14 protein-coding genes are annotated in these 13,812 nt (G+C 67.2%); 13 read left to right on the top strand and 1 reads right to left on the bottom strand.

What is annotated here, in order from left to right:
* Positions 1-34 precede the first annotated feature (34 nt).
* Together efp and nusB are read left to right on the top strand one after the other, a co-directional pair.
* Complete coding sequence (efp, locus tag N2K95_RS09205) at positions 35-598, top strand: elongation factor P (protein ID WP_227911484.1); 564 nt, start codon at positions 35-37, stop codon at positions 596-598.
* Entirely contained in the window at positions 595-1,005 is a 411-nt protein-coding gene (gene nusB / locus N2K95_RS09200) for a transcription antitermination factor NusB (protein ID WP_227921364.1), read from the top strand. The genes efp and nusB overlap by 4 nt, the downstream gene beginning before the upstream one ends.
* 99 nt (positions 1,006-1,104) lie before the next feature.
* Here nusB and N2K95_RS09195 read toward each other — a convergent pair whose 3' ends face one another.
* Positions 1,105-2,298 (bottom strand): PrsW family intramembrane metalloprotease, encoded by a 1,194-nt coding sequence (locus tag N2K95_RS09195; RefSeq protein ID WP_260651318.1) that lies wholly within the window; start codon positions 2,296-2,298, stop codon positions 1,105-1,107.
* 146 nt (positions 2,299-2,444) lie between these two features.
* Between N2K95_RS09195 and pyrR the strand changes: the two genes are divergently transcribed.
* From pyrR to coaBC, 11 genes are all read left to right on the top strand, one after another.
* Positions 2,445-3,026 carry a bifunctional pyr operon transcriptional regulator/uracil phosphoribosyltransferase PyrR gene (gene pyrR / locus N2K95_RS09190; RefSeq protein ID WP_260651317.1) on the top strand — a complete coding sequence of 194 codons (582 nt, stop codon included), beginning with the start codon at positions 2,445-2,447 and terminating at the stop codon, positions 3,024-3,026.
* Positions 3,023-4,018: an aspartate carbamoyltransferase catalytic subunit gene (locus tag N2K95_RS09185; protein WP_260651316.1), complete on the top strand. Its 996-nt coding sequence runs from the start codon at positions 3,023-3,025 to the stop codon at positions 4,016-4,018. The genes pyrR and N2K95_RS09185 overlap by 4 nt, the downstream gene beginning before the upstream one ends.
* Entirely contained in the window at positions 4,015-5,343 is a 1,329-nt protein-coding gene (locus N2K95_RS09180; protein WP_260651315.1) for a dihydroorotase, read from the top strand. Before N2K95_RS09185 ends, N2K95_RS09180 begins: the two co-directional genes overlap by 4 nt.
* Positions 5,343-5,858 carry a PH-like domain-containing protein gene (locus N2K95_RS09175; protein WP_260651314.1) on the top strand — a complete coding sequence of 172 codons (516 nt, stop codon included), beginning with the start codon at positions 5,343-5,345 and terminating at the stop codon, positions 5,856-5,858. The genes N2K95_RS09180 and N2K95_RS09175 overlap by 1 nt, the downstream gene beginning before the upstream one ends.
* 38 nt (positions 5,859-5,896) lie before the next feature.
* On the top strand, positions 5,897-7,033 hold the full coding sequence (gene carA, locus N2K95_RS09170; protein ID WP_260653775.1) for a glutamine-hydrolyzing carbamoyl-phosphate synthase small subunit: 1,137 nt from the start codon (positions 5,897-5,899) through the stop codon (positions 7,031-7,033).
* On the top strand, positions 7,033-10,329 hold the full coding sequence (carB, locus tag N2K95_RS09165) for a carbamoyl-phosphate synthase large subunit (RefSeq protein ID WP_260651313.1): 3,297 nt from the start codon (positions 7,033-7,035) through the stop codon (positions 10,327-10,329). The genes carA and carB overlap by 1 nt, the downstream gene beginning before the upstream one ends.
* 37 nt (positions 10,330-10,366) lie before the next feature.
* On the top strand, positions 10,367-11,188 hold the full coding sequence (gene pyrF, locus N2K95_RS09160; protein ID WP_260653774.1) for an orotidine-5'-phosphate decarboxylase: 822 nt from the start codon (positions 10,367-10,369) through the stop codon (positions 11,186-11,188).
* Between the two features lie 127 nt (positions 11,189-11,315).
* Positions 11,316-11,633, top strand: a complete 318-nt coding sequence (mihF, locus tag N2K95_RS09155; protein WP_260651312.1) for an integration host factor, actinobacterial type — start codon at positions 11,316-11,318, stop codon at positions 11,631-11,633.
* An 11-nt stretch (positions 11,634-11,644) separates the two neighbouring features.
* A complete protein-coding gene (gene gmk / locus N2K95_RS09150) occupies positions 11,645-12,229 on the top strand; it encodes a guanylate kinase (protein ID WP_260651311.1) in 585 nt (194 codons plus the stop codon).
* 26 nt (positions 12,230-12,255) lie between these two features.
* Positions 12,256-12,519 carry a DNA-directed RNA polymerase subunit omega gene (rpoZ, locus tag N2K95_RS09145; RefSeq protein ID WP_227921386.1) on the top strand — a complete coding sequence of 88 codons (264 nt, stop codon included), beginning with the start codon at positions 12,256-12,258 and terminating at the stop codon, positions 12,517-12,519.
* Positions 12,520-12,544: 25 nt separating this feature from the next.
* Positions 12,545-13,792: a bifunctional phosphopantothenoylcysteine decarboxylase/phosphopantothenate--cysteine ligase CoaBC gene (gene coaBC / locus N2K95_RS09140; RefSeq protein WP_260651310.1), complete on the top strand. Its 1,248-nt coding sequence runs from the start codon at positions 12,545-12,547 to the stop codon at positions 13,790-13,792.
* Positions 13,793-13,812 lie beyond the last annotated feature (20 nt).

Raw genomic sequence — 13,812 nt, 5'->3', positions numbered from 1 at the left:
AAAACGTACTTTCACGAACAACGGAAGAGAAACTGTGGCGACGACCAACGACATCAAGAACGGCACCGTGCTGAAGCTTGAAGGCAACCTCTGGAGCATCATCGAGTTCCAGCACGTGAAGCCGGGCAAGGGTGGTGCGTTCGTCCGTACCAAGATGCGCAACGTGACTTCGGGCAAGGTAGTGGACAAGACGTTCAACGCCGGCATCAAGGTCGAGACCGCCACCGTGGACCGCCGCGACTACCAGTACCTGTACCAGGACGGCGAAGACTACGTCTTCATGGACACCTCCGACTTCGACCAGCTCACGGTCCCCGGCAAGATTGTCGGTGACAACGCGAACTTCATGATGGAGTCCATGATGGTCACCATCGCCATCCACGAAGGCTCGCCGCTCTACATCGAGCTGCCGCCGTCGGTCACCATGGAAATCACGTACACGGAGCCGGGCCTGCAGGGCGACCGCTCCACCGGCGGCACCAAGCCGGCCACCATCGAGACCGGCTACGAGATCCAGGTGCCCCTGTTCCTGGAACAGGGCACCAAGGTCAAGGTTGACACCCGCACCGGCGACTACCTGGGACGCGTTAACGAGTGAGCGCACGCAGTAAAGCACGGACCCGGGCACTGGAGGTCCTTTTCGAAGCCGAACAGCGTTCGGTTTCGGCCTTCGATGCCATCCGGGCCCGCCGCGAAAAGACCGACCAGACCATCAACCCCTACACCATGGACCTGGTGGAAGGCGTGGTTGCGATGCAGGAGCAGATTGACGAGTTCCTGAGCACGTATTCGCAGGGCTGGACGCTTGATCGCATGCCTTCGGTGGACCGCATCATCCTCCGCCTGGGCACGTGGGAACTCCTCTACAACGACGACGTTCCCGACAAAGTGGCCATCAGCGAAGCCGTGGAATTGGCGAAAGCGCTCTCCACGGACGAATCCCCGGCCTTCATCAACGGCCTGCTGGGCCGGCTCCAGGAACTGAAGCCGTCCCTCCTGGCGTAGGCAGAACCCGCATTAACGAAAAGACCGGCCCCACGGGGCCGGTCTTTTCTGCGTTGCGGCTGTTGCGGCTGTTGCGGCCGGCCCAGTCCGGCCGCGCGTTTACCGCTGCCCGGCCAGCATGGCGGACCGGATTCCGGTGACTTCGCCGAGCAGGGTCCGCTCGTATTCCTGGTTGGCAGGCACGTCCCGGCCGGCGGCTATCTGCTGCCGGGTCAGCGCCAGTCGGGTGGCACGCCGGATGAACTCCTTCATGGCCGGTGCCGTTCCGGTGGCCCGCGCCCAGACCATTGCCTGACGGCGGCCGGCGCCGGTGGCCAGCATCCCCACTTCGGCAGGGGTGAACCAGCCCGCCGCGGCGTATTCCGACAGCCGGCGCAGGGTCAGGCGCTGCTCCGCACGGCGCCGCAGCCACACTCCGGTGACCGCTGCGGCGAAGAACGGCACCTGGAGCAGGAAGTAGAAGAGGAAGAAGTCCCCGAACAGGAACGCAGGGCCGCCGTTCCAGAGCATGTGTCCGAGAATGGCGGGAATCAGGCCAAGCACGAAGGCCGGCAGGATCCACGCATTGCCGGCGCGCCGCGCCGCCAGGCCGAGGGCGATTCCGGTGCAGGCGGTGAACAGCACATGGGCGAAGGGGGAGAGCAGCCCGCGGAGGATGAAGGTAAAACCGAGCTGATAGAAGGTGTCATTCCCCGCGGCCAGCAGGGCGGAGCCGAAATAGAGGATGTTCTCCGTGAAGGCGAACCCCGCAGCCACCGCAGCAGCGAAGACTATGCCGTCCACCGGACCGTCAAAGATCCGCCGGCGGACCACCAGCAGCAGGAGGATACCCAGCCCCTTGGCGACTTCCTCCACCACGGGAGCCTGGACCACGGCGCCCAGCGCGTCCGCGGAGCCGTACGGAACCAGCTCCAGCAAGGCAAACGTGAAGTACGGGCCCACCAGCAGGGCGATCGCCACCGAAACACCGGCACCCCAGAGGAAGGAAAACACCAGGCTGCTGCGCGGTTCGGGCTCCCACCTGTCCACCCACCAGATCCCCAGCACGCAGATGCCCAGGGGCACCAGTGCCAGGAGCCCGCAGACAATGAAGGCCGGCGGGCCAAGGCTGTCCAGCAGGAACATTCCCACCCACGCCAGCGCCACGGCGGAGAGCACAATCAGCACTACGGTCGCCGCCAGTCCCTTGTCGCGGCGTACCGCCGGAGGGGACCAGAAGGTCTGGACAGGCGCGGAGCCGTAGCCCGGAGGGGCGGGATGCTGCTGGTCGGGGAAGCTACCGGGTGCGCTCATGCGCTGGGCCTGATCATAGGAGACAGGATAGTTCTCCCGCGGACTGATCCCCGTCACGGAGCGGGCAGCGGCGTGCCCTGTGATAGCTTGGTGGCGCATTCAACCTTTAAATTCCGTCCTGTGAGGCGGGGAAGGAGGAAGCGAATATGACGGCCGATGCCATTTCCAGCCGTACTGTTTTGTCTTCAGCTGACATTGACCGCGCCCTGACACGCATTGCCTATGAGATCCTCGAGGCGAACAAGGGCCCCGAAGACCTGGTCCTGATGGGCATTCCCCGCCGCGGCTATCCCTTGGCCCGGCGCCTGGCGGCCAAGATTGCAGCCGCAGCCCCCGGCGTCGATCCGGCGGCCATCACCGGCCAGCTCGACGTCACCATGTTCCGGGACGACCTCGCCCGCAGGCCCACCCGGCCCCCTTATGCCACCCGCGTCCCGGTGACCGGCATCGATGACAAGGTGGTGGTGCTGGTGGACGACGTCCTGTATTCCGGCCGGACCATCCGCTCGGCACTGGACGCCCTCGTCGACCTCGGCCGCCCCCGCATTGTCCGGCTGGCGGTGCTGGTGGACCGCGGCCACCGCGAGCTGCCCATCAGGGCGGACCACGTGGGCAAGAACCTCCCGACCTCGTCCCTGGAACAGGTCCGGGTCCGGCTGGCCGAGACCGACAGCGCGGCTCCAGGTGAAGCGGCCACAGACGAGGTAGTCATCGAGGGCACTGCATGAGGCACCTGCTGTCCACCATGGACCTCGGCCGGGACGACGCCCTGGCCATCCTGGACACCGCCGAGCAAATGGCAGCGGTGGGGGAGCGGGAAGTAAAGAAGCTCCCGGCCCTGCGCGGACGCACCGTGGTGAACCTCTTCTTCGAGGACTCCACCCGCACGCGCATCTCCTTCGAGGCCGCCGCGAAACGGCTGTCCGCCGACGTCATCAATTTCTCCGCCAAGGGATCCTCGGTCTCCAAGGGGGAATCTCTGAAGGACACCGCACAGACGCTGGCCGCCATGGGCGCCGACGCCGTGGTGATCCGGCACGGCTCCTCCGGAGCGCCGGCACGGCTGGCGTCCTCCGGCTGGATCGATGCCGCCGTGCTCAACGCCGGGGACGGCACGCACGAACACCCCACCCAGGCGCTGCTGGACGCCTTCACCATGCGCCGGCACTGGGCCCGGCTGCACGGCACGGAATCCGCCGGCACCGACCTGACCGGCATGAAAGTCGTGATTGCCGGGGATGTACTGCACTCCCGGGTGGCCCGCTCGGACCTGTGGCTGCTTCGGACACTGGGCGCGGAAGTCACCCTGGTGGCCCCGCCGACGCTGCTGCCGTTCGGCGTCGAATCCTGGCCCTGCACCGTCACCTACGACCTTGACGAGGCGCTGGCCTCCCGTCCGGATGCGGTGATGATGCTGCGGGTGCAGGGCGAACGGATGCACTCGGCCTTCTTCCCGTCCGTCCGCGAGTATTCCCGCCGGTGGGGCCTGGACGATGTCCGCCTGGACCGGCTGGACGCCCTGGGCCTGACCGACACCATCATCATGCATCCCGGGCCGATGAACCGCGGGCTGGAAATCTCCGCCCGGGCAGCGGATTCGCCCCGCTCCACCGTCCTGGACCAGGTCCGCAACGGAGTCTCCGTGCGCATGGCCGCCCTTTACCTGCTGCTCTCCGGAGAGAACAGCACCGACCGCACACCGCAGGAGCAGCCACGATGAGCACCACCGGTACCTATCTGATCCGCGGGGCCTCCGTGCTCGGCGCGGAGCACGCGGACATCCGCATCGAGAACGGCATCATTGCCGCCGTCGCCCCCGGGCTGCCGGTGCCCGAGGGCGCCTCCGTGATTGAGGCGGAAGGTTTGATCGCCCTGCCAGGCATGGTGGACCTGCACACGCACCTGCGCGAACCCGGCCGCGAGGACGCCGAAACCGTCGAAACCGGCACCCGGGCAGCTGCGCTGGGCGGCTTCACCGCGGTCCACGCCATGGCCAACAGCATGCCGGTGGCTGACACCGCCGGCGTGGTGGAACAGGTCCTTCACCTGGGGGAGCGGGCCGGCTGGGTGGACGTGCGTCCCGTAGGGGCGGTCACCGTGGGCTTGGCAGGCGAACAGCTGGCCGAGCTCGGGGCGATGGCCGACTCGCGGGCACGGGTGCGCGTGTTTTCCGACGACGGCAAATGCGTTTCGGACCCGGTGCTGATGCGCCGCGCCCTGGAATACGTGAAGGCGTTCGACGGCGTCATCGCCCAGCACGCGCAGGAACCCCGCCTGACCGAGGGTGCGCAGATGAACGAAGGCGAGGTCAGTGCCGTCCTCGGACTGGCTGGCTGGCCCGCCGTCGCCGAAGAATCCATCATTGCCCGTGACGTCCTGCTGGCCCGGCACACCGGATCCCGGCTGCACGTCTGCCATGTCTCGACCGCCGGCTCCGTGGAGATCCTCCGCTGGGCGAAGGAGCGCGGCATCCGGGTCACCGCCGAGGTCACCCCGCACCACCTGCTGCTGACCGACGAACTGGTACGGACCTACGATCCGGTCTACAAGGTGAACCCGCCCCTGCGTGCCGAAGCAGATGTGCAGGCCGTCCGCCGCGGCCTGGCCGACGGCACCATCGACATTGTCGGCACCGACCATGCCCCGCACCCGAGCGAACACAAGGAAGGCGAGTGGGCCCATGCGGCGATGGGCATGACCGGCCTGGAAACCGCCCTTTCCGTGGTGCAGCACGCCATGATCGACACCGGGCTGATGGACTGGGCCGACTTTGCGCGCGTAACTTCCGCAACGCCGGCCCTGATCGGACGGGTGCCGGAGCAGGGCAGGCCGGTCGCCGCCGGCGAACCGGCCAACGTCATATTGGTGAACCCGTCTGCGCGCAGGCGGGTCGACCCCAATAAGATGGCAACCAAGGGACGCAACAGTCCGTTTGCCGGACTGGAACTGCCCGGTGGGGTCGAAGCGGTGTTCTACGCCGGCCACCCCACCGTCCTGAACGGCAGACTGAACACGCCCCACCCCGCTGCCGCAAAGGAATCCTGATGGAACTGGTCTTATTCTTCCTGGGCCTGGCCGCCCTTATCGTTGTGGTCCTGGGCCTGTTTGCCCTCGGCTGGCGCGGCAGGCGACGCCGCCAGCAGGACACGCCCCGCCCGCTGCCGCTGCCGGACGAACTGTCCGATCCCGGCTTCCAGGCGCTCGGCCAATATGTCGCCACCACCACCGCCGGTGACTGGCTGGACCGTGTGGCACCCTACGGCCTGGGCGTAAAGTCCAATGCCACCGCCGCGGTTTTCCCCGAAGGCGTGCTCTTTGCCCGCTCCGGCGCCGACGACCTCTGGATCCCGCGCCGGGACCTGCACGACGTCCGCCTCGAGCGGGGCATGGCCGGAAAGTTCGTCGAAAAGGACGGACTGGTCATTGTGACCTGGCAGCTGGGCCCCAAGCGCGTGGATACCGGCTTCCGCACCCGCTCCGCGGACGAGAAGACACCCCTTGTCCGCGCCATTACCGAACTTCTGCCGGAATCGGCCACCCCTAGCGAGGAACAACTGTGACAGTGCACGAGACCATCAACCCCACGCCCGCCGTCCTCATGCTGGAGGACGGGCGCACCTTCCGCGGACGTGCCTACGGGGCGCAGGGCACCGCGCTGGGCGAAGCGGTGTTTGCCACCGGCATGACCGGCTACCAGGAGACCATCACCGACCCCTCCTATGCCCGCCAGCTCGTGGTCCAGACGGCCCCGCACATCGGCAACACCGGAGTCAACGGCGACGACGCCGAGTCCCGCCGCATCTGGGTGGCAGGGTACATTGTGCGCGACGCCGCCCGCCGCCCCTCCAGCTGGCGCTCCGAGCGCACCCTGGACGAGCAGCTGGCCGAGCAGGGCGTCGTCGGCATCTCCGGCGTCGACACCCGCGCCGTGACCCGGCACCTGCGGGAACGCGGCGCCATGAAGGCCGGGATCTTCTCGGGCTCCGACGCCGAACGCCCCGACACCGAGCTCCTCGCCGAGGTCCGTGCCCAGCAGGGGATGGAGGGCGCCCGGCTGGCCGAAGAGGTCAGCGTGGACGAAATGTACCTGATCGACCCGGCGGACCACGGCTGGGCCGGCGAGCCGCTGTTCACCGTTGCCGCCATCGACCTGGGCATCAAGTCGATGACGCCGGTGCGCCTGGCCGAGCGCGGCATCCGCACCTACGTGCTGCCCGCCGCCGCCACCTTCGAGGACATCAAGGCACTGAACGCCGACGGCGTGTTTATGTCCAACGGCCCCGGCGACCCGGCGACCGCCGACGTCCAGGTGGACCTGCTGCGCGAGGTACTGGATGCCCGCCTGCCGTTCTTCGGGATCTGCTTCGGCAACCAGATCCTCGGCCGCGCGCTGGGCTTCGGCACCTACAAGCTGCGCTACGGCCACCGCGGCATCAACCAGCCCGTCATGGACCGGCGCACCGGGAAGGTGGAAATCACCAGCCAGAACCACGGGTTCGCCGTCGACGCCCCGCTGGACGGGCCCGTCACCGCCCCGGAGGCCCGCTACGGGCGGGTGGAAGTCAGCCACGTGTCCCTGAACGACGACGTCGTTGAGGGCCTCGCCTGCCTCGACCTCCCGGCATTCTCCGTCCAGTACCACCCCGAGGCTGCCGCGGGACCGCATGACTCCGCCTACCTCTTCGACCGCTTCGTGGACCTGATGGCCGCCAGCAAGAGCAAGGAAAGCATCTAATGCCCCGCAGAACCGACCTCAAGTCCGTCCTGGTCATCGGCTCCGGCCCGATCGTCATCGGCCAGGCCGCGGAATTCGACTATTCCGGCACGCAGGCCCTGCGGGTGCTCAAGGAGGAGGGCCTGCGCGTCATCCTCGTGAACTCCAACCCGGCCACCATCATGACCGACCCGGAGTTCGCCGACGCCACGTACGTCGAGCCGATCACCCCCGAGGTGGTCGAAAAGATCATTGCCAAGGAACGCCCCGACGCCATCCTGCCCACCCTGGGCGGACAGACCGCCTTGAACACCGCCATCGCGCTGGATAAGAGCGGTGCGCTGGAAAAGTACAACGTAGAGCTGATCGGCGCGAACATCGCCGCGATCGAACTCGGCGAGGACCGCGAAAAATTCAAGGGCGTCGTCGAACGCTGCGGTGCCGAATCTGCGAAGTCGATCATTGTGCACAGCATGGACGAGGCCTTCGCCGCCGCCGACGTGCTGGGCTACCCGATGGTGGTCCGGCCGTCCTTCACCATGGGCGGCCTCGGCTCCGGCCTGGCCTACAACGCCGAGGACCTGCGCCGCATCGCCGGTGCCGGCATCCAGTACAGCCCCACCTCCGAGGTGCTGCTCGAAGAGAGCATCCTGGGCTGGAAGGAATACGAACTGGAGATGATGCGGGATAAGAACGACAACGTGGTTGTCGTCTGCTCCATCGAGAACTTCGACCCGGTGGGCGTGCACACGGGGGATTCCATCACCGTGGCCCCGGCCATGACCCTCACCGACCGCGAATACCAGAAGCTGCGCAACATCGCGATCGCCGTCATCCGCGAGGTGGGGGTGGACACCGGCGGCTGCAACATCCAGTTCGCCATCGAACCGGACACCGGCCGCGTGGTGGTCATTGAAATGAACCCGCGCGTCTCCCGGTCCTCGGCGCTGGCGTCCAAGGCCACCGGCTTCGCCATCGCCAAGATCGCCACGAAGCTTTCCCTCGGCTACACCCTGGACGAGATTCCGAACGACATCACCAAGAAGACCCCGGCGTCGTTCGAGCCCACCCTTGACTACGTGGTGGTGAAGGTTCCGCGGTTCGCCTTCGAGAAGTTCCCGGCCGCGGATCCCACGCTGACCACCACCATGAAGTCCGTGGGCGAGGCGATGGCGATCGGCCGCAACTTCACCGAGGCCCTGCAGAAGGCGCTGCGATCCCTGGAGCAGAGGGGCGCCTCGCTGTCCTTCGATCCGGTGGATGCCGCCGATGTGCCCGGACTCATTGAGGCGTCCCGGCGTCCCACCACCGCCCGGCTGCAGCAGGTGCAGCAGGCGCTGCTGGGCGGAGCCTCCATCGAGGAGCTGTTCGAAGCCACGGGCATCGACCCCTGGTACCTGGACCAGCTGGTGCTGATCAACGAAACCGCCGAGCAGATCCGCGCCACGCCGTCGGTCAACGAGGACATCCTGCGCCTGGCCAAGCGGCACGGTTTCTCCGACGAGCAGATCGGGGCGCTGACCAACACCCCCGAAGCCGTGGTCCGCGGTGTCCGGCACGCCCTGAACGTCCGCCCGGTCTTCAAGACCGTGGACACCTGCGCCGCCGAATTCGCCGCCTACACCCCGTACCACTACTCCTCCTACGACGAGGAGGACGAGGTGGCCGAGCACGCCAAGCCGTCCATCATCATCCTCGGCTCGGGTCCGAACCGGATCGGCCAGGGCATCGAGTTCGACTACTCCTGCGTCCACGCGACCATGGCCCTGCGCGAGGCCGGGCACGAGACCGTGATGATCAACTGCAACCCGGAAACCGTGTCCACCGACTATGACATCTCCGACCGGCTCTACTTCGAACCGCTGACTTTGGAGGATGTCTTGGAGGTCATCGCCGCGGAGCAGCGCACCGGCGGTGTCCTGGGCGTCTTCGTCCAGCTTGGCGGGCAGACGCCGCTGAAGCTGGCGCAGGCCCTGGCCGACGCCGGCGTGCCGATCCTGGGCACCTCGCCTGCTGCGATCGACCTGGCCGAACACCGCGGGGCGTTCCAGCAGGTGCTGGACGAGGGCGGCCTGACCGCCCCGAAGAACGGCACCGCCGTCTCCTTCGAGGACGCCAAGCGGGTCGCGGATGAGATCGGCTACCCCGTACTGGTCCGCCCGTCCTATGTCCTGGGCGGCCGCGGCATGGAAATCGTCTACGACGAAGCCAACCTCTCCCGCTACATCACCAACGCCACCGAGATCACCCCGGACCATCCCGTCCTGGTGGACCGGTTCCTGGAAGATGCCATCGAGATCGACGTCGACGCGCTCTTCGACGGCACCGACCTGTACGTGGGCGGAATCATGGAGCACATCGAGGAAGCCGGTATCCACTCCGGCGACTCGGCCTGCGTGCTGCCGCCCATCACCTTCGGCACCGACGTGATCGACCGGGTCCGCGAAGCCACCCGGGTGATCGCCGCCGGCGTGGGCGTCCGCGGCCTGATCAACATCCAGTTCGCGCTGGCCTCGGACATCCTCTACGTCATTGAAGCCAACCCGCGGGCCTCCCGCACGGTGCCGTTTGTCTCCAAGGCCACCGGTGTCCAGCTGGCCAAGGCCGCGGCACTGATCGGCACCGGCAGCAGCATCGCCGAGCTGCGGGCGGCCGGGAAGCTGACCGCCGTCGGCGACGGCTCCACCCTGCCGCTGGACGCACCCGTGGCCGTGAAGGAGGCAGTGCTGCCGTTCAGCCGGTTCCGCACGCCTGAGGGCACCGTGGTGGACTCGCTGCTGGGCCCGGAAATGCGTTCCACCGGCGAGGTTATGGGCATCGACAAGTACTTCGATACGGCGTTCGCAAAGTCCCAGGCCGCCGCGAACAGCGCGCTGCCGACCGCCGGCAAGGTGTTTGTCTCCGTGGCGAACCGGGACAAGCGCTCCATCATCATGCCGGTGAAGCTGATGAGCGACCTCGGGTTCGAGATCCTCTCCACGGGCGGCACCGCCGAGGTGCTGCGCCGCAACGGCATTGCCGCCACCGTGGTGCGCAAGGTCGGCGAGGGTGCGGGACCGAACGGGGAAGGGACCGTCGTCGACCTCATCACCGCCGGCGAGATCAACCTCGTGGTCAACACGCCTTCCGGCGGTCAGGCCCGCGGTGACGGATACGAGATCCGCGCAGCGGCCACCTCCATCGGCTGCCCCGTGGTCACCACCGTCTCCGAGTTCGGGGCTGCCGTCCAGGCAATCGAAGCAATGCGGTCCTACGAATGGGACGTGACCTCCCTGCAGGAACACGCGGCCCGGCTCAAGGCCGCCACCGGTGTCTGAGCCCCGCAGAACCTTCGGTGCACGGCTGCGCGCGGCGATGGACCGCCGCGGGCAGCTGTGTGTCGGCATCGACCCGCACCCCGGCCTGCTGGCTGAGTGGGGGTTGAACGACGACGCCGCCGGGCTGGAGCGGTTCTCCCGCACCGTTGTGGAAGCGGTGGGGGAGCAGGTTGCCGCCCTGAAGCCGCAGGTGGCGTTGTATGAACGGCACGGTTCGACCGGCATCGCGGTCCTGGAACGCCTGCTGGCGGAGTGTGCCGACGCGGGGGTGCTCAGCATTGCCGACGCGAAGCGCGGAGACATCGGCTCCACGATGGCCGCCTACGCTGACGCCTGGCTCCGGGACGGTTCGCCGCTGGCGGCCGATGCCGTGACCCTCAGTCCGTACCTCGGGTTCGAGTCCCTGCGGCCCGCCCTGGACCTTGCCGCGGAAACGGGCCGCGGCGTTTTTGTGCTCGCCCTGACCTCGAATCCGGAAGGGGCGTCCGTCCAGCACACGGGCGGCCCGGACAGCCGGTCCGTGGCCGCGCGGATAGTTGATGCCGCAGCGGCGGAAAACGTCCGGCCGGAGGCGGGAGCGGAGCCTGACCTGGGCTCCGTGGGGCTGGTGGTCGGCGCAACCGTTGGTACTGCCCTGGCGGACCTGGACATCGACCTCGCCGCCTCGCGGGCGCCGCTGCTGGCTCCGGGACTGGGGGCACAGGGCGCGACGGCGGCGGACCTGCGCCGAACCTTCGCCGCGGCCTACCCCAACGTCCTGGCCACCTCGAGCCGCGGCATCCTGCGGGCCGGCCCAGACCTCCGGAGCCTGCGGGAAGCGGCGCTGCGGACCGGGGCGGAACTGGCATCCGCACGCTAGCCGACGAGTCTTCCGCTGCGGCGCGGGTCCATTGCAATTGGGCTTCGTTTGCGGATAGGTTCGGAACTTATTCGGAACTTACCAGCAGAGCCGCTGACAGCGGTTTGTCTTCGTCCGGGAGCGCCTCTTGAACCTCAAGCCACTGACAGAAGCCGAGCGTACCCGGGCCCGCGAAAAGGCCACTGCGGCCCGCGCAGTCCGTGCCGAGGTGAAGTCACGAATCAAGTCCGGCGACCTCAGCATCGAAGAGGTCATCCTGTCCCGTTCAGGGGAGGAAGCGGTAGGCCGGCTCAAGGTCATGGATCTGCTGCGTGCCCTGCCTGGTGTCGGGGAGCGCCGCGCAGCTGGAATAATGGCTACGGTAGGTATTGCGCCCACCCGCCGGGTCCGGGGGCTGGGCGTGCATCAGCGCAAGGCGCTGATCGACCTGCTGGACAACCATTGAAGTAATAACGAGTGAATGAGGTCTACGTGTCGCAACCGCGGCTGACAGTTCTTGCAGGTCCAACCGCAGTTGGCAAAGGCACTGTATCCACCTATATCCGGGACAACTATCCCGAGGTCTGGCTTTCCGTATCGGCCACCACGCGTGCGCCCCGGCCGGGTGAAGAAGACGGTGTGCATTACTTCTTCGTCAGCGCCGAGGAATTCGACGCCATGATCGAACAGGACCAGATGCTTGAGTGGGCAGTAGTCCACGGGCGCAACCGGTACGGCACTCTGCGCCGCACCGTCGAAGCAGCCATGGCCGAGGGGCGCAGCGTCCTGCTGGAGATCGATCTGCAGGGCGCCCGGCAGGTCAAGAAGTCCATGCCGGAGGCAAATTTCGTGTTCCTGGCCCCGCCATCGTGGGACGAAATGGTCCGCCGGCTGGTCGGACGCGGAACTGAAACACCCGAAGAGCAGCAGCAACGGCTGGAAACAGCTAAACTGGAACTTGCTGCCGAGTCCGAGTTCGATCACACCGTCATTAATGATGACGTCCAGCGGGCTGCAGCTGAGCTTGTATCACTCATGGGAATCAGTCCGCGCACGCGCTGACAAACCGCGAATCCCGTTCAAGAATTTTGGAGAACCCTGTGTCTGAAGGCATCATCAACCCGCCGATCGACGACCTGCTCGAAGCAGCAGATTCCAAGTACGCGCTGGTCATCTACGGTGCCAAGCGCGCCCGCCAGATCAACGCCTACTACTCCCAGCTGCACGAGGGCCTGTTCGAGTACGTCGGCCCGCTGGTGGAAACCAAGCTGAACGAAAAGCCGCTGTCCATCGCCCTGCGCGAGATCAACGACGGCATGCTCGTAGTGCGCCCGAACGAGAACGCCGAATAAAGCCAACACGGGGGAAGGCAGCAGCGTGCGCGTAGTCCTGGGCGTCGGCGGCGGTATTGCCGCCTACAAGGCCGCGTTGCTGCTGCGGCTCTTCACGGAGGCCGGGCACAACGTCACCGTTGTCCCCACCGAATCCTCCAAGCAGTTCGTCGGGGTTGCCACCTGGGAGGCACTCTCGGGCAACTCCGTCTCCTCCTCCGTCTTTGACGAGGTGGAGAAGGTCAACCACGTGCGGCTCGGCCACGAAGCGGATCTGATCGTGGTGGCCCCTGCCACGGCCGACCTGCTGGCCCGGGCTGCCGGGGGACAGGCGAACGACCTGCTGACCAACACCCTGCTCATGGCCCGCGGGCCGGTGGTTTTCGCCCCGGCCATGCACACCGAGATGTGGGCGCATCCCGCCACCACCGCCAACGTTGCCACCCTGCGCAGCAGGGGAGCGGTGGTGCTGGAACCCGCGACCGGGCGGCTCACCGGCAAGGACACCGGCCCCGGCCGCCTGCCGGAACCTGAGGATATCTTCACAGCTGCGCTGGCCGCAGTCGAAGCATCCCGGCCGGCTGCCGCCCCCGGCGCGCTGGCCGGCACCACGGTCACCATCACTGCCGGCGGCACCCGTGAGCCGCTGGACCCGGTACGGTTCCTCGGCAACCGCTCCTCCGGAAAGCAGGGCACGGCGCTGGCCGTAGCAGCCCTGGCGGCCGGAGCCCGGGTGCGGCTCATTGCCGCACACATGGACGTTCCCGCACCGGACGGCGTCGAACTGATCCGCGTCGAAACAGCCCTTGAACTGCGTACCGCCGCCCATCAGGCCGCAGCGGACTCCGACGTCGTCATCATGGCCGCTGCCGTGGCGGATTTCCGCCCCGCACAGGTGGTGGAGACCAAGATCAAGAAGCGCGACGACGAGGCGGATCCCGTCATCACGCTCGTCCGGAACCCGGACATCCTGCAGGAACTCGTCCACGCCCGGGACGAATCCGGAACCGGTACCCCCGCGCTCATTGTCGGCTTCGCCGCCGAAACCGGAGACGCCACCTCCGATGTGCTCGAGTACGGCCGTAAGAAACTCGCCCGCAAAGGCTGCGACCTGCTGGTCCTCAACCGGGTCGGCAAATCCCTGGTCTTCGGCCAGGACGAAACCGAAGTGAGGATTCTCTCACCGGCCGATTCCGCGGAGGACGCCGTCGAAAGCGCCGCCGGCACCAAAGCCGAGGTTTCGGCACGCATTCTCGCGCGCATTACCGCCGAACTCGCTGCCCGCCGCTCCTGACGCCGCACGCGGGCCACGTA

It is taken from the genome of Arthrobacter zhaoxinii (assembly GCF_025244925.1).
Taxonomy (GTDB): domain Bacteria; phylum Actinomycetota; class Actinomycetes; order Actinomycetales; family Micrococcaceae; genus Arthrobacter_B; species Arthrobacter_B zhaoxinii.
The sequence above is the reverse complement of the archived record's forward strand: the minus strand, read 5'-3'. Positions and strand labels throughout refer to the sequence as shown.